We start from the raw sequence: 18,177 nt of genomic DNA, 5'->3' as shown, positions 1-18,177 counted from the left end.
GGGGGCTTATTTCCCCTTCATCGCCTCCACCGCGGCCAGCGTGCTCTTCACATGACCGGCATAGTTCATTTCGCTGTGGACGAAGGCGACGCGGCCCGACGGCGCGATGACATAGGATGTCCGGTCGGTCATGCCCGGCCGCATCTTGAGCGCCACGTCATAGCCCGAAACGATATTGGGCCCGGCGGAAGCCACCGCGAACTTGCCCGCGCATTCCTTGGTCGAAAAAGCGACCAGATCGTCCACAGGGTCGGCCGACATGCCGATGACGGTGGCGCCCGCCGCCTTGAACTTGTCGATATTCTCGGCAAATTCGCGCGCTTCGGCCGAACAGCCGGGCGTGAAGGCCTTGGGGAAGAAATAAAGCACCACCGGCCCGCGCTTCAGTTGATGCGACAGGGTCAGTGTGAAGGTCTTCCCGGCCAGCGCGCCGCGCGTGGTGAAATCGGGCGCCTTGGTCCCGATGGCGAGCGAGGCCACGGCGCCGCCAGATCCCAGCAGGGCGGCGGCGGCGGCGATGATGACGGGCAGGCGCTTCATAGATCATGTCCTTGTATAGGGCGGCGATGTTCGGGCTGTTCCCATAATTCGATCGCATTGCCCTCCGGATCGTGGATGCGGGCAAAGCGGCCGAGGACGGGATCGTCCCATTCCGGCTTGGTGATGATCGCGATGTCGTCGGCGCGCAAGTGGTCCAGCAGGGAATCGAGGTCCGACACCCGAAAATTCAGCATGAACGCCTTGTCGGCGGCAAAATAATCGCTGTCCGCCCTGAACGGGGCAAAGACCATCGGGCCACCCTGCGGTTGCCAGATCGATGCATTGGGCTGGTCGGCGGGATCGACAACGCATCCGCCCCCGACATTGAGATGCGTGCGATACCAGCTGGCCAGCGCATCGGGATCACGCGCGCGAAAGAACAGGCCGCCCATTCCCAGCACCGGCATGGCATCGACTCCCCATTGAAACTGCCGTTCCCGTCTATCACCGGATCTTGGGGGCATAAAGGGGCGGGGAACCGCTGGCCGGGGTGGCCGGTTCATCCCATATGCGCACCTATTGGCCCATCCTGTCCTTGCCCCTGCTGCTGATCGCCGGATGCGACCGCAAACCGGAAAAGAGCACGGATCAGCCCGGTGTCGTCACCAACATCCTTGACCAGTCCCCGCCCGAAGCGGGGGATGTGGCCGCTCCATCCAACGCGATCGCACCTGTCGACACGCACGGCTCCGTCGATGCGCCGTCGCCTGCCGCTGCGGCCGACGGACTGGTCCCGGCCGCGATGCAGGGGCGCTGGGTAGGGGAGGCGGAACGGTGCGGCGACCGGAGCGCCGCGCTGGAACTGACTGTCGCGCCGGACCAGCTGCTGTTCCACGAAAGCGTCGGCGATGTGAAGCGCGTCACGATCGACCGGGATGGTCGTGCCAGCGTGCAGGCCGAATTTACCGGAGAAGGGGAAAGCTGGACGCGGACGCTCGCCCTGCGCCTGATGCCGGACGGCCGGTCGCTGACCATCACCAATGACGGGACGGCGGTCACACGCAAGCGGTGCTAGAGCCTTTTCGAGGCAGACGGCATTGTCCACTGGCCGGGAAAATACAGAAAAGAAAAGGGAAATGCCGCATTTCCGGGTCATGCTGGACGGATGACGCCCCTCGATATGCCGCGATCTAATGAACCGCTACATTCAGCCATAAATGGGCGGCGCGTTCGGAAATGAAGAATTCCATCAGTTCCTTGGCATTGAACATCCGTCGCATCTGCATCTTGAGCAGCGAAGATGACACCAGAACGGCGATCTTGTCGCCTGGCTGGTAAATGGATGCATTGGCGGTGTCGACATAACGCTGCCCTTCCGGTGAATGGGGCATCAGGTCGATAGCGTGGACGAGGACGCGGATGGCGCGATGCTGCGATCGCCATCGTGAAACGACCATGCGCATTTCGCGGAAATGGCTTTCCAGCGAGGGAATGTCCATGAAGCCGCTGACATCGACGCGGATTGCACCGACCGGTGCGTCCTCGCAAATGGAGTGGCTTGGTGTCAGGTTCGCCAGATCAAACATCAAACATAATTTGCGCGGACTCTCTTAATTTATTGTTGCGCCATCTGGCGACTTGACGCTCTGATTAGACTAAAGTCTGACCATCGCCCCGATTGCCGTCGATGGTCATTCCGGTTCTTTGGAAATGCCCCGCTTCCCCCATCCTCAACTCCCCGCTACAGCCGCGCGATGATCGGCCGTCTGACCCTGAGCGATTTCCGCAATCATGCGGATGCGCTGATCCTGCCCGATCATGCCTTCATCCTGCTGACGGGCGATAATGGCGCGGGCAAGACCAATATATTGGAAGCGGTGTCGATGCTGGCCCCTGGACGCGGGCTGCGCGGCGCACCGCTCAGCGCCATGGCGCGGCAGGACGGGACAGGTGGCTTCGGCATCGCGGCGGAGGTCGACGGGGTCATGCTGGGCACCGGCGTCACCGCCGCCAGTCCCGACCGGCGTCAGGTGCGGATCGGCGGGGTCGCATCATCGGCCAATGCGCTGGCCGACCATCTGTCCATCGTCTGGCTGACCCCGGCGATGGACCGGCTGTTCCTCGACAGTCCCGGCGGGCGTCGGCGCTTTCTCGATCGGCTGACGCTGGCGCTGCATCCGGCCCATGCCGCGCACAGCGCCCGCTATGACGCGGCGATGCGTGCGCGCAACCGGCTGCTGGCGGATATGCGCCGCGCCGATCCGGCATGGCTGTCGGCGCTGGAGGCGCAGATGGGCGAACATGGGGCCCCGCTGGCGGCAGCGCGGGCCGATCTGGTCGCGCGTCTCAATGTCATACTCGCCGATCAGCCCGACGAACCCTTTGCCCGGCCGCTGATCGCGATCGATGGGCAGGGGCATGATGGGCCAAGGCCTGACAAGAGCATGCATGGCGACGAGCCGCTGACGCAGCAGCTCGCGCGGGGGCGGCGACGCGATGCGGCGGCGGGACGCACATTGGCCGGTCCGCATCGGCACGACCTGTCCGTCACCCATGTTGCAAAGGGCCAGCCCGCCGCCTTGTGTTCGACGGGCGAGCAAAAGGCGCTGCTGCTCTCCATCCTCCTCGCCCATGCCGCGCTGGTTGCCGCCGACCGGGGGCAACCGCCCGTCCTGTTGCTCGACGAAGTGGCGGCGCATCTTGACCCGCTGCGGCGGGCCGCATTGTTCAATCGTTTGCGGCAAACCGGGGGGCAAGTATGGATGACCGGTACGGAATCCAGTCTTTTCAGTGAATTACCCGATGCAACCCGGCTGACTGTAACGAGCGGCCACCTTTTCCGTTCCGCAACATAACGCATCGACAAAACGACTCGTCGCCCGGCGCTTGTCGATTTGTCCGCGCTCTGCCCTAAAGCGGACATCGGGGTTCAAGCCTACATAAAGTCGGGGTCGCAATCGCAATGATCGGTGGTTTTCGCGCGTTTTTCGCGGCGTCTGTTCTTGCGCTTTCGACCCTGTTCGCTGTTCCTGCGGCCGCCGGCACGCTCCAGTGCGCGCCCTTCGCCCGTCAGGTTTCCGGCATCGACATTCACGGCAACGCCAACACCTGGTGGGGTCAGGCGGAAGGTCGCTACGACCGTGGCCATGAACCGCGTGTCGGTGCCGTCCTCGCCTTCTCGGCCAGCCGTTCCATGCCCGTCGGCCATGTCGCCATGGTCAGCAAGGTGGTGAACGACCGCGAAGTCCTTCTGACCCACGCCAACTGGTCCTATCGTGGCGGCATCGAACGCAATGTCCGCGCGATCGACGTATCGGCGAACAATGACTGGACGGATGTGCGGGTGTGGTATGGCCCGACCGGCGGCCTTGGCCTGCGGTCGAACCCGGCTCGCGGCTTCATCTATGCCGACGCGCCCAGGGGCGTCGATCAGCCGGTGCAGATCGCGTCGGCCGACATGGGCGGTGCGGCCGTCCGCTCTGCTTTCTGATCCTTTAACCTTTCCAAAAGACTCCGGCGTCTAGGGTCGCTCCCGGTGGGGCGATTTCTGACGTTTCGGGATCGCATATGATAAAAAGAGCAAGCTGGATGGCGGTGCTGCTGCTGTCCGGTCTGGCAACCGCGCCTGCATGGGGTTCTGCGGTGCTGCAATGCGTGCCCTATGCGCGCATCGTGTCGGGCGTGGCAATTCGCGGTGATGCGCTGACCTGGTGGGATCAGGCGGACGGACAATATAAGCGCGGCGACCGGCCGAAAAAGGGTGCGGTGCTGGCGTTCAGGGCCAATGGGCCGATGGCGCTCGGCCATGTCGCGGTGGTCAGCAAGGTGCTGGACGACCGGCGCGTTCTGATCCGCCATGCCAACTGGTCGGCACCCGGCGCGATCGAGGAAGATGTGCTGACCATCGACGTGTCGGCGGCGGGCGACTGGAGCCAGGTGCGCGTATGGCACAGCCCGACCAATCAGATGGGCGCGCGGACCAATCCGACATTCGGGTTCATCTATCCGGTCAAGGCGAAGCTGCACGATTTCACGCCCGACCCTGCTCTGGGCACGAGCATGCGCTTCGCAAAGGTCGATTCGAATCTATGGGATCAGCCATCCACCCGCGCGATCCCCCGCGCGTCGCATGAAGCGCGCGCTGTTCAGGTCGCGCAGGCAAAGGCGCTGCCGGCCGCCCGTAAATCGCCGCCCCGGCTGGAGGCCGATCCCTTCGTGACAGAATATGCCGATGCTGCGCCGTCGGAACGGACATTGAGCGCGATCATCGCCGATGTCCGGCGCGACGCCGCCATGAACTGATAAAAAAAGGGCGCCCGACCGGCGCCCTTTTTCTTCGCTTATCCCGCGTCGCCGGTGTCCCCGGCATCTTCTGCCGGGTTTTCGAACCAGGCTTCGACCTCGCCCTTCAGCTTGATGGTCAGCGGATTGCCATGGCGGTCGCGGCTCTTGCCCGCAGCAACGCGAATCCAGCCCTCGGAAATATTATATTCTTCCACGTCCTTGCGTTCGCGGCCCTTGAAACGGATGCCGATGCCACGCTGAAGCACCTCCATATCGAAATGGGCGCTTTTGGGATTGGTGGACAGATGGTTGGGGGGCGTGTCGCTCATGGTCATATTCCCTGAAAATTTGCGCACCGCCTAAAGCATTTTGGCCGCAAGTGGAATCACCTGCCGTCGTGAAAAATGCGAAAAGCGGCAGGGATGGGCGATGGCCGCCACCCTCAACCGCCCGGCCGATCATCGACGTCGCAGAATATCCGGCGGATCACGCCTTCGTCCAGCCAGGCGGTAAAACGGCTTTCCGCGTCAGCCAGTCCCGCAAAGGGATAGGCGACCGGCCGGTCGTCCACCGCGCCGCTGGCCCGTGTCAGGCGCATCATGGCATCGGGCGCGGTGGTCAATATGCGTCCGCGCCGGTCGGTCGACGCGCTGTTGACGCCCACGACATGGCCGTCCTCGGCAAAGACGGGGCCGCCGCTGATCCCGGACAATGTGCCGTCGCCCGGCGGGATGCGGCCCTTCTCCGCCCATGCCAATATCGGCTGGGTCACTTCGCTGCGGCCGCGCCGGGCGCTCGCTTCGCCGATCAGTTCGGACAGGACCAGCTTTGGCTGTCCGGCCGGGAAGCCCATATGATAGCCCGGCGTGCCGGGTTGGGGCGCGCGCGCCGACAGGGGCAGGGCGGCGTCGCTGGTCAGGCCATCGCGTACCAGCGCGGCGTCGGCCTCCCGGCTTTCGACGATGCGCGACACCGGCCGGGCGAACCGCCCATCCTCCAGCCCGACGCGGGTGCAGCCATGGGTGACATGCTGGGCGGTCAGCCAGGCGCCGTCGCGGTCCACGGCAAAGGCCGTACCCATCGAATCGGCCCGCTTGCCGTCATCCTCGATCACGAACTGCTCATTGCTCCATCCGGGCAGGGGGCGGCGCGGCGATCGGGGGTCGAACTGTTCCACTTTCAGCGGGGGCACCCGCATATCCTGCCCCAACCATGCGATCAGCAGCATCCCAGCCAGTGCAAAGGGCAGGCACCCGCAACCCTTGCCACCCGCCATGAGGCCTATCCCGCCACCGCTGCGGCGGTCAGGCAGGCAATGGCCGCCTTCATCATCGCCAGAAATATCGCGGCCGACCGCTCATTCGCCTCGATCCGGGCAGACAGGTTGCCCAGCAGGAAATCGACCAGCCGAAACGCGACCAGTTGCAGGATCAGCGTAACGCTGCCCCAGATCACGATGTCCCAGACATTGACCGACCCGGCCAGGCAAAAGCCCAGCGGTACCGCCAGTCCGATCGCCGCCCCGCCCAGCGATATGGCGGCGGCGTCATTGCCCGCGCGGATCAGCGTAAATTCGTCATGCGGCGTGATCCACAAATATATAGCCAGCGCGATCAGCCAGACCGCCGTCGCGCTGCCAAGGTGGAGTAGAAGGATGGGCAGGCCCGACAACAGGCTCTGGATGACGGGCATGGGATCGCTCATACCCTCTGAAATGCCGCAACCCGCCCTTCGGTTCAATCGGGGCGGGTTGCGATCATGGGATTACTGCATGGCGCGCGCCTTTGGCTGTCTCAGCCGGCTAGGCAATGCATCAGCGACAGATGCGCGCGCGCACGCGGCGGTCGCGATACCGGTCGTAACGCCATTCGGTCCAGCAACGGGCGCGATAGCCGCGATGGCCGCGCCAGTCCCGCCGGTCGCCGCGCCAATGGCGACGGTCGTCCCAGCGCCGGTTGTCCCATCGCCGATGGTCGCCCCGCCTGTCCCAATGCCGGTCGCGGTCGCCGCGCCAGCCTGATCCGCCATAATGTTGCGCCTGCGCCGGAACGGCCGAAGCGCCGATCCCGGCAATGGCAAGGCTCAGAACGGCAACGCCTTTCCACAAGATATTCATCACGTCTCTCCTCACAAATCCCGCCCGTGAAGAGGGTGGGAGCATGAGGGCGACAATGGCGCCGCACGACTGAACGGCCGGGGAATGACGCTGTTATCGTCCGTTCAGCCAAGGGCGATGAGCGGACGGACTACAGCGCCGAACCGCCTTACCGCCCGCGCAGGGCGATTTCAGCTTCCTGCATATAATCGCGGGTGATGGGCAATGCGCGGCGGTCGCGGGCATATTGCACCTGAAAATTGACCATGCCGCCATGTTCGAAAACCGTCGCCGCGCCCGCCAGATAAAATGTCCACAGGCGGAAGAATTTTTCGTCATACAGGGCGACGATCTCCGCCTTGTGCGCCATCGTCCGCTTGTACCATTCGCGAATGGTAAGGCCGTAATGAACGCGCAGCACCTCGACATCGGTGACCATCAGGCGCGTGCCTTCGCTGCCCGCGATCATTTCCGACAGGGCGGGGATATAGCCGCCGGGGAAGATATATTTGGTGGTAAAGGCGTCGGTCGTTCCCGGCCCGCCCATGCGGCCGATCGTGTGCACCAGCATGACTCCGTCCGGGGACAGCAACTGGCGGCATTTGTCGAAAAATGTGCGATAATCGGGCGTGCCGACATGTTCGAACATGCCGACCGACACGATGCGGTCGAACGGCCCGGTCATGTCGCGATAATCGATCAGTTCGAACCGGACATGATCGGCGACGCCCGCATCGGCCGCCCGCTGCCGCGCGACCTTCAGCTGTTCTTCCGACAGGGTGATGCCGGTGACGTCCACGCCGCAGGTGCGGTGCAGATACAGCGCCATCCCGCCCCATCCGCAACCGATGTCCAGCACCTTCATGCCCGGCTTCAGGTGCAGCTTGGCGGCAATATGCGCCTTCTTGTCTTCCTGCGCCTGTTCCAGGCTGATCCCGGCATCATTGTCGACGTCGGGATAATAGGCGCAGCTATATTGACGGTCGCGGTCGAGGAACAGGGCGTAGAGCGCGCCCGACAGGTCGTAATGATGGGCGACGTTCGCCTTGGACCGGGCACGGTGATTGGCGCGCCACAGCTTCTGGCGCATTTCGCCGATGCTGCGCTTGAACAGGCTCTTGTCCTCGATGGACTTCCCCTGTTCCCACGGGTTGTTGGCGCGAATCATGGACAGGAATTCCATGATGCCGCCGCCCTCTATCCCGATTCGGCCTTCGATCCAGGCTTCGGCCATGCCCAGACGCGGGTCTTTCACGATGTCGAACGGCACCCGGCCATCCTTGAAACGCAGGGCCATGTCGGGGAAATCGGGGTCGGGCTGGCCGACGGTGACGGTTTTTCCATTGGCATAGTGGACGGTCAGTCGGCCGCGTGTGACCAACCGCTTGAGAACCAGTTCAAACAGTTTCATGTAGCTACCTTGTCATGTCGTTACGCAGGCGTCAAATCCCCGCATACCAGTCATAATCGGCATGGTCTTCCCAAAAACCGCCCTTGCCCCTGCCGATGGCGCGCAGACTGTCGGTTACCTCTATCTCCATGAGATATTTGGCATGTTTGTAACCCAGCTGCCGTTCCACGCGCAGCCGCAGCGGCGCGCCATTCGCCACCGACAATGGTCGGTCGTTCAGCGCAAAGGCAAGGATGGTCTGGGGGTGAAAGGCGTCGGTCAGGTCGATGCTTTCATAATAAAGCCGCCCGCCGCCCATATCGTCGGCGCAGCGAAAAACGATGTAGCGCGCCCGGCTGCTCATGCCCGCGCCGTCCAATATCGTCCGCAGCGGCACGCCGCCCCATTTGCCGATCGCGCTCCATCCTTCGACGCAGTCATGGCGGGTGATCTGTTCGCGATGCGGCATCGCGCGCAACTGCGACAGCGAAAGTGACAATGGCCGCGCCACCAGCCCGCCGACCTTCAGCCGCCAGTCGGCAAAGCCATTGCGCCAATAGGCCTTATAGGCGGGCGTGTTGGGATTGGCGGTGCCATTGGCGCGAAAGATGGGTGAAATCTGGTCGGCCCTGAATTCCTGTGCCAGCGCGTCGCGCGCCATCAGGCTGCGTTGCGCCCATTTGTGAAAATTTTCCGCGGAAAACAGTGCCTCGCGAAAGGACGGGTTGCGTGCCAGCCGGTCGCATCCCGCCAGCGTCGCGGTCGCGCCCAGCATCAATGTGCGGCGGGTCAGGATCATGGCCGCGCCTCCGGCAGGCGGTATCGGCCCGTCACCATCCCGCGTATCTGATTGACGGGGCCGCTCAGCAGCACCATCGCCAGATGCACGATGACGAAACCGACCAGCGCGAAGGCCGCGATGAAGTGGAGCGATCGCGCGGATTGCCGCCCGCCGAACATCTCCACCAGCCATGGCCATGCCGCATTCATGCCCGGCGACATGGTCAGCCCGGTCAGGATCAGCAGGGGCAACAGGATGAAGATCACGCCGATATAGCTCGCCTTTTGCAGCGGCCCATAACGCAGCGCGGCCTGCCCCGTCGGAAAGCGCAGCCGGGCATGGTCGACAATATCGCGCCAGACATGACGGGGGCGGATGTCGTCATGGCGAAAGCCAAGGTCGCGGGCGACATGCCGGTTGGCAAGGCTCCAGATCATATAGGCCATCAGCGCGAAGGCGAAGATCGGCGCGGCGGCCAGATGCCAGTGCCGCGACAGCGCCAGACTGTAATGACCGGGCAGGGTGATCCAGCCGGGGAAGCGGTCCAGTTGCAGCCATGGCGCGTCGAAATTCGCGCCATATTGTCCCCAGTAAAGCCGGGGGTGCGCGTTGAATATGCCCAGCCCGCTGGAAAACAGCGTGTAGAGCAACAACGCGTTCAGCCAGTGCCACAGGCGCGTGGAGGCGCGATGGCGGCGCACCACCCCCGTTGCATGATCGGCCCCGCTGTCCATGGCGCCGATCCTATCCGATTTGCCGGTCCCGTCCATATCGGCTGGCCTTCCGTATGATGTAACAAAAATGCAACGCATGCCTTGAAATTGATTGAAATAAATTTCCAGCCCCTTTGCAACTCATTCTGGCGATCCTAGATGGCGGTTGCGTGATCGTGATGCAGATCATGTTCTTGATCTCCCAAAAGGGAGAGAAGAGTCGCAGGAGTCATTATGAGAATAAGTTCATAATAACTTTGCATCAAACCTGAACGCCGGATGAATGTCTAAATCGCGGCGAATAGATAAATATCGAGGACTTTATGAAGACTGTGATTTTCGCAGCGATTGCTGCTGCCACCGTTGTTTCGGCTCCTGCTTTTGCTCAGGACGCTGCGCCCTTCACCGGGCCGCGCGCGGGCATCATCATGGGTTATGACAAGGTCGCAGGCCGCGACGGCTTCACCTATGGCGTGAACGCCGGCTACGATCTGGCCGTCACCAACGGCGTGACCTTCGGTCCGGAAGTGTCGTTCAGCGACAGCACCACCAGCGCTGGCGCCGGTGCGGAAGTCAGCCGCGATCTGGCCGCTTCGGTCCGCCTCGGCTACACCCTGACCCCGCAGGTTCTGGCCTTCGGCAAGGTCGGCTATGCCAACACCCGCATCGACGCCGGTGGCGCCGGCGCCTCGTTCGAAGGCGTGCGCTATGGCGGCGGTCTGGAATATGCCGTCACGCCGAACACCTACATCTCGGCCGAATATCAGCGCAGCGAATATGAAGCCGGCATCGGCGGTCGCGACGCTGGCCTGGTCGGCATCGGCTTCCGTTTCTGATCCCTCTCAACCGATCAGGATCTGCCGCAGCATAGGGAAAGGCGGAAACCGGTTTTCCGATATTATGATGCGCGGAAAGGAAAGGGCGGCCTTGCGAAGGGCTGCCCTTTTTCTATCCGGATTTCATGCGGGCAGGGGCGCGATGTCCGGTTCCACCCATGCGCGCCGCGCCTGCGCCGACATCAGCCGGTCGCGCGACCAGTAGGTGAAGGGCCAGTCCTTTTCCCCCAGCGGCGACGCCATCAATGCGGCATGGGCATCGGCCGGGCCGGTATCGGCGGGCAGGCTCGCCAGCATCGCCCGCGCCATGCGCAACGACGCCTGCGTGATCGTTTCATGATAGCCGCTATCGTCGCTGTTCACTCCGCCGACGCTTTCATTATAGCGCCGGATCAGGTCGGGCATGTCGCGTTCGGGTACGATGTCGGGGCTTTTGAGGATCAGCCACAGGGCGGTCGCGAAATGCGCGCCATGGGTCCATCGCGCCTTGGGCAGGGTGCAGGCGCGAAAATCCGCCGCCAGCATCGCCATCTCCTCGTCCGTCACCGTTTCTCCTCCCGTCCGCGCCGCTCAGGCAAAGAGCGGCAGATAGTCATAACCCCGCGCCGGATCGGGCGCCGCATCGGCGCCCTCCGCCTCGACGATCATCTGCCGGGTTTGCGCGCGCGGCGATATGATCTGTACATGGATGGGGCGTGGATCGATCGGCGCGCTGTCGACCACGCTGCGCAACGCGCTCAGCAACGCATCGGACGCAGGCTTCCACACGGCATAGCCTTCATTGGCGAGCGCCACCTGATCGATGCCCAGCAGGTCCATCAGCATCGCCTTGCCCGCCACATCCTCGACACCGGCCGTGCGCGCGCCGGTGATGGCGACGGCGGTGACGGGGTCGGCCATGCCGCTGGCCGGATCGACAAAGACGGGCTGCGTTCCGCCCCATGCGCCAGCCGGGCATAATTTCTCCTCGGGCACGATCCGGCGATCGGGACGGATTTCGGCGGGATAGATGCGGCACGCATTGGGCCGCCGGTCATAGGCGCCGCACAGCATGTCGGGGCCAAGATTGGGGCAGGGGCCATCGAACACCGCGGTCAGCAGCACCGCGACCGTCACCGGCAATGCCTGACTGGTGGCGGGCACCGCCCGTGCCGCGCGATAGGCTTCGCCCGATCCTTCGGCAAAGGGCATGTCGGGCGCGGCGTCGCATAACAGTTCGACCCGCCCGCCATGCTCCAGCCAGCCGACCGCCTCCGACAGGCTCAGCAGCAGGCGCAGCCCATGGCAGCATCGCCCGCAGGCGGTGCAGGAAAAACGCAGGGCGGATTCGAAATCCGGCTCTTGGCGCGACGGCATGTTCATGGGTGCGACCCCGGCTATGCGCACGCGCCTTTTCCGGAGCGTCAGGCGGGCTTTGCATACCGATAGGCCGCTTTTTCCGCTTAAGGTCAAGGGCGCGGCAGACCGGGATCAGCCGATCGCGGCCTGCTTTTCCTCGGCCAGCCGCTTCATTTCGGCCTTGCTCTTCTTTTCGCTCGCCGATTTCAGCTGGCCGCAGGCCGCCATGATGTCGCGCCCGCGCGGGGTGCGCACCGGCGCGCTGATGCCGCCTTCGAACACGATGTCGGAAAAACGGCGGATGCGTTCGGGCGTCGAACATTCATAGTCCGTGCCCGGCCAGGGGTTGAACGGGATCAGGTTGACCTTGGCAGGCAGATTATACTGACGCAGCAGGCGCACCAGTTCGCGCGCGTCATCGTCGCTGTCATTCTTGTCCTTGATCATCACATATTCGAACGTGATGCGCCGGGCATTGTTGGCGCCGGGATAGTCGGCGCAGGCCTGCAACAGCTGGTCGATGCCATATTTGCGGTTGAGCGGCACCAGCTCGTCGCGCACGTCCTTGGTCACCGCATGCAGCGACACGGCAAGGTTCACGCCGATTTCCGCGCCCGCGCGCGCCATGGTGGGCACGACGCCGCTGGTCGACAGGGTGATGCGCCGCTTCGACAGGGCAAGGCCGTCGCCATCCATCACGACCTTCAGCGCGTCGCGCACATGGTCGAAATTATAGAGCGGTTCGCCCATGCCCATCATCACGATGTTGGTCAGCATGCGGCCGTCGGGCGTATATTGCGACGAATCGTCGCTTTCATCTTCCGTCGCCGACGCCATGCTGCCCTTGGGCCATTCGCCCAGCGCGTCGCGCGCCAGCATCACCTGACCCACGATTTCGCCCGGCGTCAGGTTGCGCACCAGCCGCATCGTGCCGGTGTGGCAGAAACTGCAATTGAGCGTGCAGCCGACCTGACTGGACACGCATAAAGTACCCCGGTCCGCATCGGGGATGAAGACCATTTCATAATCCTGCCCGTCGTCGGACCGCAGCAGCCATTTGCGCGTGCCGTCGCTCGACACCTGCGCCTCCACGACCTGCGGGCGACCGACGACGAAGCGTTCGGCCAGCCAGCCGCGCATCGGCTTGGCAAGGTCGGTCATCGCCTCGAAATCGGTTTCGCCGCGATGATAGAGCCAGTGGAACAGTTGCTTGGACCGCAGCTTCGCGGCCTTGAGGTCCAGCCCCGCTTCCTCCAGCGCACCCTTGATCTGCGGGCGCGACAGGCCCATCAGGTCGATGCGGCCGTCCTCACGCGGGGTTACGGCGCGCGGCACGGGCACAGGATCGATGGGGCCGGGAATCGGCATGAGCGGGCTGGCGGCTGATTGCATGGGCGCGCACATAGTCGATTTCGCCGGAATTTTAAAGATGGGTTGGTGGGCCGGTCGGCGCACGCGATCGCATATCCGCCGGGCGGCCTTCGATCACGCTATTTCCGCATGATGAGAGCCATAGGCGTTCCGGCCCACGTCATCATGCCCTAACGCAATTTCGCGCATCCCAATGCCGCCGCGTCGATCGCCGTCGCCGCGCCGCGCAGGGCATAGCTGTCGGCAAAGCCGCGCCCGTCCGCGCCCACGCCCGCCACGCTCATGCTGCTGGCCGATCGCATGGCGGCGACGATCTGCGCGTCGCCGCGTCCGTCCGCCGCCCATGCATCCATCTGTCCGGCGACCAGCGTGAAGCGCCGTTCGCCCACGGTCAGGATCAGGGGGGATCTGGCGGCCAGCGCGCGGCTCATGCGGATATGCAGCTGCCCGCGCACCTTCTGCCGGGGCCATGTGCCGACCGATACGAATCCCTTCGCCGCCCGTCCGCTGCGCATTACCGGCTGGGCGATGGCGTAGCAGCGCGGCCCGCCCTGCGCCGTAGCAGAATCGCGGAACGCGCCCCAATTTTCGAAAATACCCAATGAATCGCGCGCCATGACGGGGCTGGCCACAAGCAGAGCCACCGTCAGCAGGGCAAGGGCGCTAGGGGTTGTGGGGCGCATGGCAGAGGCAAAGCCCAAGCCGTGCCCTTTTGCAACCCCGGCGCTGCAAAAGCGCGAATGCGACGCTTGCAGGAGGCGCGCCAGCGGTTATGAAGGACCATCCATCATTGTCGCCGGGATTCGACCGAAGGCCCGGCAATCGGCTTAAAAAGAACGGACAGAACAGGGACATGAAGGCCACCATCGAACGCGCAACGCTCCTCAAGAGCCTGAGCCACGTCCAGTCGGTGGTTGAGCGCAGGAATACCATTCCGATCCTGTCCAACGTCCTGATCGAAGCATCGGCCGACGGCGCGATCAAGCTGATGGCGACCGACCTTGACCTTCAGGTCGTGGAAAGCGTGGCGGCGCAGGTGGAACAGCCCGGAGCGACCACCATTTCGGCCCACACCCTGTTCGACATCGCCCGCAAACTGCCCGAAGGTAGCCAGGTGTCGCTGCACGCGGCGGAAGGCAAGATGCTGATTCAGGCCGGTCGCGCCCGCTTCAACCTGTCGACCCTGCCGCGTGACGATTTCCCGGTGATCGCCGAAGGCGACCTGCCCACGACGTTCGAACTGCCCGCCGAAACGCTCAAGCAGATCATCGACAAGACCCGCTTCGCCATTTCGACCGAAGAAACCCGCTATTATCTGAACGGCATCTATTTCCATGTGTCGGATGAAGACGCGCCGGTGCTGAAGGCGGCGGCGACCGACGGCCACCGTCTCGCTCGCGGCACCGTGACGCGGCCCGACGGCGCCGAAGGCATGCCGGGCATCATCGTGCCGCGCAAATGCATCGGCGAACTGCGCAAGCTGCTGGACGAAGTCGAAGGATCGGTCGCCATCGCCCTGTCGGCCAGCAAGATCCGCTTCGGCCTTGGCAGCGCGATCCTGACCAGCAAGCTGATCGACGGCACCTTCCCCGATTACAGCCGCGTCATCCCGACCGCGAACGACAAGCTGCTCAAGATCGATCCGCGCAGCTTCGAGGACGGCGTCGATCGCGTCGCCACCATCGCCACGGAAAAGACCCGCGCGGTCAAGATGAGCCTGGACAAGGACAAGATCACCCTGTCCGTCACCAGCCCGGAAAATGGCACGGCGGCCGAAGAAGTGCCCGGCGCGTTTCAGGGCGAAGGGTTCGACATCGGCTTCAACGCCCGTTACCTGCTCGACATTCTGGGCCAGATCGACAGCGACCTTGTCGAACTGCATCTGGCCGACGCCGCGGCCCCCACGCTGATCCGCGAAAATGACGACAGCCCCGCGCTCTACGTCCTGATGCCGATGCGCGTCTGACCTGCCCTTTGGTGCAGGCATTTTGCCTGCACCAATACGGACCGGAAGTAATTCTCTGGCAAGGAGTTTGCGTTAGGAACGGGCCATGTCCCTGCTCCGCGCATCCCTTTCCGATAATCCGTCCCGTTCCATGACCCTGATGGTCGCTCTTGGCCTGTCTGAAAGCGGGACCGAAGTGTCGGCTTCATGGATTTCCGGGGCGTTCACCCATATTTCGCGCCTCTGGCCGCTGATGCTGCTGGCCAAGATCTGCGTCGTCTGCCTGCTGCGCCTGCCATTCTATTCGGGCGACATGGCCCAGATCGGCCTGCTGGTCGCGATGCTCGTCATCGACGGCGCACTGATGCTGGTGCCGCGCCGCGACTGGTTCCTGCGCCAGATGCCGCATGTCCAGAACTGGATGATGCTGCCGATGGTGTTCCTGTCGGGCCTGACCTTCAGCCTGTGGCTGGGTTATGAGGCGAAGGCGGCGACCGACGCGCTGTTCCTGGCGGCCGTGCCCGAACTCGCCATCGCGCTGCTGGCAGTCTGCATTTTCGGTGACCGCCGCATTCTGGGGATCAGCTATTTCCTCGGCGCGCTGATGGTGTCGGTGGTGGAAAAGGCTGGCCTTGCCCAGATCGGCCTGCTGCTCAGCTGCGTTCTGGTGATGCTGGTGGCGACGCTGCGTCAGGCGACGGCCGACCGCGATCAGGCGATCGAACGACATCGGCAGGATCTGCGCGCGCAACGGTCCGACCGGCTGCTTCAGGAACATGAACGCACCGGGCGCGGCTGGTTCTGGGAAACCGACCGTCAGGGTTGCCTCACCTATATTTCCGATACGCTGGCCCGGTCGCTGGGCGTGGCCGACGACACGCTGATCGGCCGTCAGATCACCGACATCGTCAAGCCCGGTGACAAGAAACAGGGCGATGGCGAACGGACGCTGGGCTTTCACCTGTCCGCCCGCACCGGCTTTGCCGACATCGCGGTCTGCGCTGCGCTGGCGAAGGAAGAACGCTGGTGGTCGATTTCGGGCCAGCCGGTCTTCAACGAATATGGCCAGTTCCATGGTTTTCGCGGGTCGGGCACCGACCTTACCGAAATGCGCCGCAGTCAGGCGGAGGTCACCCGCCTTGCCCAGTTCGATTCGCTGACGGGCCTCGCCAACCGCATCCAGATGCTCAGTTCGCTGGAACAGGCCGTCGCCGACCGCCATGGCAAGCCCGGCGAATGCACGCTGATGATGCTGGACCTCGATCGGTTCAAGATCGTCAACGACACGCTGGGCCATCCCGCCGGCGACGCGCTGTTGCGGCAGGTCAGCCAGCGACTGCAACGCGTGGTCGGTGAAAAGGGGCTGGTCGGGCGTCAGGGCGGCGACGAATTCAAGATATTGCTGCCCGGTCGTCAGGATCAGACCGTGCTCGCCCATCTGTCTCAGGCGATCATATCGGCCATATCGCAACCCTATTCGATCGAAGGCACCGCCGTCGTCATCGGCGTGTCCATCGGCATCAGCTGCTGCCCGCATGACGGCGTGACCGCCGACGCGATGATCCGCAACGCCGACCTTGCGCTCTACGCGGCAAAGGGTGACGGGCGCGGCGTGCATCGTTTCTATTCGTCGGAAATGCACGCCGATGCGGAGGATCGCCGCCAGCTGGAGGAAGATCTGCGCCGCGCGCTGGTCGCCGACGGCCTGCACCTCGTCTATCAGCCGGTCGTATCGTCCAAGACCGAACAGGTCACCGGTTACGAAGCGCTGCTGCGCTGGAACCATCCGATCCGCGGGCCGATTTCGCCCGCCCTGTTCATCCCCATTGCGGAGGATAGCGGCCTGATCGCCCAGATCGGCGAATGGGTGATGCGCACCGCCTGCCGCGACGCTGCCCAGTGGCAGGATGGCATCCGCGTCGCCGTCAACGTATCACCGACGCAGTTCGCCAATCCCGGCTTCCCCTCCACGGTCATGAGCGCGCTGGCCGCAGCGCAGCTGGCGCCCGAACGGCTGGAACTGGAAATCACCGAAAGCGTTTTCCTGAACGACGATGACGGCACCGACGCGATGTTCAGCCGGTTGAAGGCGATCGGCGTGCGCCTTGCCCTCGACGATTTCGGCACCGGCTATTCCTCGCTCGGCTATCTGAAGAAAGCGCCGTTCGACAAGATCAAGATCGACCAGAGCTTCGTGCGCGGCGCCGCCATTCGCGGAAACCGCAACAGCGCGATCATCAAGGCGATCGTCAGCCTGGCCGAAGCACTGGGCATGGACACCACGGCCGAAGGCGCGGAAACGCAGGACGAACTGGCGCTGATCCGTCAGCTGGGGTGCAGCCATATTCAGGGTTATATCTACGGCCGACCCATGCCCGCCGCCGACGTGCTGGCCAAACAGCGCAGCGTCGGCACCGCCGCCAGCGCCCATGGTTTCCAGTCCAGCCGCCCGGAACGCAAGACGATGCTGCGCACCATCGCGGTTCATCATGACGGCCATATCTACACCGGCCGCGTCCGTAACATTTCGGCGACCGGCGCCCTGATCGAAGGGCTGTGGAACGTGCCGGTCGGCACCCTGTTCGCCATAGAATTGTCTGAAAACCAGTTCGTCAATGCGACCAGCAGATGGGCGAAGGACGACCGTATGGGCGTGGAGTTCGCCGGGTCGATCGACATCGCCACCCTGCGCAACCCGCCCCGCTCCATGACGGGGTGACAGCGGGGCAGGCGCTGATCGCTCCCTCTGACTTTCGGAGGGGGGCGTGAGGGTGGACTGGACCCACCGCGTCGCGCTCCAAATGCGATAGCGGCTGATCCCGGCCCCGCTGGCCGCCCGCAATTATCTGGCCCGCGCGCCCGCGACCCGTTACACGCCCACAACCCCCATCATTGGCCCAGCCGCCATGCCATGCACGGCATGGCGCGATGAAAAGGACATCGC

General features: G+C 63.9%; 21 protein-coding genes. 7 read left to right on the top strand and 14 right to left on the bottom strand.

What is annotated here, in order from left to right; genetic code table 11:
• Positions 1-6: 6 nt before the first annotated feature.
• Positions 7-540, bottom strand: a complete 534-nt coding sequence (locus tag ACOJSJ_RS15260; RefSeq protein ID WP_420145828.1) for a peroxiredoxin — start codon at positions 538-540, stop codon at positions 7-9.
• Complete coding sequence (locus ACOJSJ_RS15255; RefSeq protein ID WP_420145827.1) at positions 537-947, bottom strand: VOC family protein; 411 nt, start codon at positions 945-947, stop codon at positions 537-539. The genes ACOJSJ_RS15260 and ACOJSJ_RS15255 overlap by 4 nt, the downstream gene beginning before the upstream one ends.
• An 83-nt stretch (positions 948-1,030) precedes the next feature.
• On the opposite strand from ACOJSJ_RS15255, the gene ACOJSJ_RS15250 reads away from it, so the two are divergent.
• Entirely contained in the window at positions 1,031-1,555 is a 525-nt protein-coding gene (locus tag ACOJSJ_RS15250; RefSeq protein ID WP_420145826.1) for a hypothetical protein, read from the top strand.
• Positions 1,556-1,670: 115 nt separating this feature from the next.
• On the opposite strand, the gene ACOJSJ_RS15245 is transcribed toward ACOJSJ_RS15250, so the two are convergent.
• The gene (locus ACOJSJ_RS15245; RefSeq protein WP_420145825.1) at positions 1,671-2,066 is read right to left on the bottom strand and encodes a hypothetical protein; all 396 of its coding nucleotides are present in this window, start codon (positions 2,064-2,066) and stop codon (positions 1,671-1,673) included.
• A 168-nt stretch (positions 2,067-2,234) separates the two neighbouring features.
• Here ACOJSJ_RS15245 and recF point away from each other — a divergent pair, with 168 nt between their 5' ends.
• The 3 genes from recF (at position 2,235) to ACOJSJ_RS15230 (ending at position 4,782) form a co-directional block, all read left to right on the top strand.
• The gene (gene recF / locus ACOJSJ_RS15240) at positions 2,235-3,335 is read left to right on the top strand and encodes a DNA replication/repair protein RecF (protein ID WP_420145824.1); all 1,101 of its coding nucleotides are present in this window, start codon (positions 2,235-2,237) and stop codon (positions 3,333-3,335) included.
• 107 nt (positions 3,336-3,442) lie between these two features.
• Positions 3,443-3,970, top strand: a complete 528-nt coding sequence (locus ACOJSJ_RS15235; RefSeq protein ID WP_420145823.1) for a CHAP domain-containing protein — start codon at positions 3,443-3,445, stop codon at positions 3,968-3,970.
• A gap of 77 nt (positions 3,971-4,047) precedes the next feature.
• The gene (locus ACOJSJ_RS15230; protein WP_420145822.1) at positions 4,048-4,782 is read left to right on the top strand and encodes a CHAP domain-containing protein; all 735 of its coding nucleotides are present in this window, start codon (positions 4,048-4,050) and stop codon (positions 4,780-4,782) included.
• A 38-nt stretch (positions 4,783-4,820) separates the two neighbouring features.
• Here the strand turns inward: ACOJSJ_RS15230 and ACOJSJ_RS15225 are convergent, their stop codons facing one another.
• From ACOJSJ_RS15225 to ACOJSJ_RS15195, 7 genes are all read right to left on the bottom strand, one after another.
• Positions 4,821-5,093 (bottom strand): DUF3297 family protein, encoded by a 273-nt coding sequence (locus ACOJSJ_RS15225; RefSeq protein ID WP_420145821.1) that lies wholly within the window; start codon positions 5,091-5,093, stop codon positions 4,821-4,823.
• A 113-nt stretch (positions 5,094-5,206) separates the two neighbouring features.
• Positions 5,207-6,040, bottom strand: coding sequence for a S1 family peptidase (locus ACOJSJ_RS15220; protein WP_420145820.1), 834 nt, complete (start codon positions 6,038-6,040; stop codon positions 5,207-5,209).
• Positions 6,041-6,045: 5 nt separating this feature from the next.
• Positions 6,046-6,468, bottom strand: a complete 423-nt coding sequence (locus ACOJSJ_RS15215; protein WP_420145819.1) for a DUF350 domain-containing protein — start codon at positions 6,466-6,468, stop codon at positions 6,046-6,048.
• Between the two features lie 109 nt (positions 6,469-6,577).
• A complete protein-coding gene (locus ACOJSJ_RS15210) occupies positions 6,578-6,880 on the bottom strand; it encodes a hypothetical protein (protein ID WP_420145818.1) in 303 nt (100 codons plus the stop codon).
• Between the two features lie 148 nt (positions 6,881-7,028).
• Entirely contained in the window at positions 7,029-8,270 is a 1,242-nt protein-coding gene (locus tag ACOJSJ_RS15205; RefSeq protein ID WP_420145817.1) for a class I SAM-dependent methyltransferase, read from the bottom strand.
• Between the two features lie 31 nt (positions 8,271-8,301).
• Positions 8,302-9,048, bottom strand: coding sequence for a molybdopterin-binding protein (locus ACOJSJ_RS15200; RefSeq protein ID WP_420145816.1), 747 nt, complete (start codon positions 9,046-9,048; stop codon positions 8,302-8,304).
• The gene (locus ACOJSJ_RS15195; protein WP_420145815.1) at positions 9,045-9,764 is read right to left on the bottom strand and encodes a cytochrome b/b6 domain-containing protein; all 720 of its coding nucleotides are present in this window, start codon (positions 9,762-9,764) and stop codon (positions 9,045-9,047) included. The genes ACOJSJ_RS15200 and ACOJSJ_RS15195 overlap by 4 nt, the downstream gene beginning before the upstream one ends.
• A gap of 302 nt (positions 9,765-10,066) precedes the next feature.
• Between ACOJSJ_RS15195 and ACOJSJ_RS15190 the strand changes: the two genes are divergently transcribed.
• Positions 10,067-10,579, top strand: coding sequence for a porin family protein (locus ACOJSJ_RS15190; RefSeq protein WP_420145814.1), 513 nt, complete (start codon positions 10,067-10,069; stop codon positions 10,577-10,579).
• Between the two features lie 123 nt (positions 10,580-10,702).
• Here the strand turns inward: ACOJSJ_RS15190 and ACOJSJ_RS15185 are convergent, their stop codons facing one another.
• The 4 genes from ACOJSJ_RS15185 to ACOJSJ_RS15170 form a co-directional block, all read right to left on the bottom strand.
• Positions 10,703-11,125, bottom strand: a complete 423-nt coding sequence (locus ACOJSJ_RS15185; RefSeq protein WP_420145813.1) for a hypothetical protein — start codon at positions 11,123-11,125, stop codon at positions 10,703-10,705.
• 24 nt (positions 11,126-11,149) lie between these two features.
• On the bottom strand, positions 11,150-11,941 hold the full coding sequence (locus ACOJSJ_RS15180) for a YkgJ family cysteine cluster protein (protein ID WP_420145812.1): 792 nt from the start codon (positions 11,939-11,941) through the stop codon (positions 11,150-11,152).
• Between the two features lie 108 nt (positions 11,942-12,049).
• Entirely contained in the window at positions 12,050-13,309 is a 1,260-nt protein-coding gene (gene rlmN / locus ACOJSJ_RS15175) for a 23S rRNA (adenine(2503)-C(2))-methyltransferase RlmN (RefSeq protein WP_420145811.1), read from the bottom strand.
• A 149-nt stretch (positions 13,310-13,458) separates the two neighbouring features.
• Positions 13,459-13,971, bottom strand: coding sequence for a hypothetical protein (locus ACOJSJ_RS15170; protein WP_420145810.1), 513 nt, complete (start codon positions 13,969-13,971; stop codon positions 13,459-13,461).
• A gap of 170 nt (positions 13,972-14,141) precedes the next feature.
• Between ACOJSJ_RS15170 and dnaN the strand changes: the two genes are divergently transcribed.
• Both dnaN and ACOJSJ_RS15160 read left to right on the top strand, forming a co-directional pair.
• Positions 14,142-15,254 carry a DNA polymerase III subunit beta gene (dnaN, locus tag ACOJSJ_RS15165; protein WP_420145809.1) on the top strand — a complete coding sequence of 371 codons (1,113 nt, stop codon included), beginning with the start codon at positions 14,142-14,144 and terminating at the stop codon, positions 15,252-15,254.
• Positions 15,255-15,339: 85 nt separating this feature from the next.
• On the top strand, positions 15,340-17,952 hold the full coding sequence (locus tag ACOJSJ_RS15160; protein ID WP_420145808.1) for an EAL domain-containing protein: 2,613 nt from the start codon (positions 15,340-15,342) through the stop codon (positions 17,950-17,952).
• Positions 17,953-18,177: the final 225 nt, after the last annotated feature.

Source organism: Sphingobium sp. (assembly GCF_048594625.1).
In the GTDB taxonomy this organism is placed as follows: domain Bacteria; phylum Pseudomonadota; class Alphaproteobacteria; order Sphingomonadales; family Sphingomonadaceae; genus Sphingobium.
This window is presented reverse-complemented; position numbering and strand designations above follow the sequence as displayed.

Excerpts from the sequence above, each read along its gene's own strand:
- ACOJSJ_RS15260 (WP_420145828.1), bottom strand. The coding sequence starts at position 540 with ATGAAGCGCCTGCCCGTCATCATCGCCGCCGCCGCCGCCCTGCTGGGA.
- ACOJSJ_RS15255 (WP_420145827.1), bottom strand. The coding sequence starts at position 947 with ATGCCGGTGCTGGGAATGGGCGGCCTGTTCTTTCGCGCGCGTGATCCC.
- ACOJSJ_RS15245 (WP_420145825.1), bottom strand. The coding sequence starts at position 2,066 with ATGTTTGATCTGGCGAACCTGACACCAAGCCACTCCATTTGCGAGGAC.
- recF (WP_420145824.1), top strand. The coding sequence starts at position 2,235 with ATGATCGGCCGTCTGACCCTGAGCGATTTCCGCAATCATGCGGATGCG.
- ACOJSJ_RS15235 (WP_420145823.1), top strand. The coding sequence starts at position 3,443 with ATGATCGGTGGTTTTCGCGCGTTTTTCGCGGCGTCTGTTCTTGCGCTT.
- ACOJSJ_RS15230 (WP_420145822.1), top strand. The coding sequence starts at position 4,048 with ATGATAAAAAGAGCAAGCTGGATGGCGGTGCTGCTGCTGTCCGGTCTG.
- ACOJSJ_RS15225 (WP_420145821.1), bottom strand. The coding sequence starts at position 5,093 with ATGAGCGACACGCCCCCCAACCATCTGTCCACCAATCCCAAAAGCGCC.
- ACOJSJ_RS15220 (WP_420145820.1), bottom strand. The coding sequence starts at position 6,040 with ATGGCGGGTGGCAAGGGTTGCGGGTGCCTGCCCTTTGCACTGGCTGGG.
- ACOJSJ_RS15215 (WP_420145819.1), bottom strand. The coding sequence starts at position 6,468 with ATGAGCGATCCCATGCCCGTCATCCAGAGCCTGTTGTCGGGCCTGCCC.
- ACOJSJ_RS15210 (WP_420145818.1), bottom strand. The coding sequence starts at position 6,880 with ATGAATATCTTGTGGAAAGGCGTTGCCGTTCTGAGCCTTGCCATTGCC.
- ACOJSJ_RS15205 (WP_420145817.1), bottom strand. The coding sequence starts at position 8,270 with ATGAAACTGTTTGAACTGGTTCTCAAGCGGTTGGTCACACGCGGCCGA.
- ACOJSJ_RS15200 (WP_420145816.1), bottom strand. The coding sequence starts at position 9,048 with ATGATCCTGACCCGCCGCACATTGATGCTGGGCGCGACCGCGACGCTG.
- ACOJSJ_RS15195 (WP_420145815.1), bottom strand. The coding sequence starts at position 9,764 with ATGGACAGCGGGGCCGATCATGCAACGGGGGTGGTGCGCCGCCATCGC.
- ACOJSJ_RS15190 (WP_420145814.1), top strand. The coding sequence starts at position 10,067 with ATGAAGACTGTGATTTTCGCAGCGATTGCTGCTGCCACCGTTGTTTCG.
- ACOJSJ_RS15180 (WP_420145812.1), bottom strand. The coding sequence starts at position 11,941 with ATGAACATGCCGTCGCGCCAAGAGCCGGATTTCGAATCCGCCCTGCGT.
- rlmN (WP_420145811.1), bottom strand. The coding sequence starts at position 13,309 with ATGCAATCAGCCGCCAGCCCGCTCATGCCGATTCCCGGCCCCATCGAT.
- ACOJSJ_RS15170 (WP_420145810.1), bottom strand. The coding sequence starts at position 13,971 with ATGCGCCCCACAACCCCTAGCGCCCTTGCCCTGCTGACGGTGGCTCTG.
- dnaN (WP_420145809.1), top strand. The coding sequence starts at position 14,142 with ATGAAGGCCACCATCGAACGCGCAACGCTCCTCAAGAGCCTGAGCCAC.
- ACOJSJ_RS15160 (WP_420145808.1), top strand. The coding sequence starts at position 15,340 with ATGTCCCTGCTCCGCGCATCCCTTTCCGATAATCCGTCCCGTTCCATG.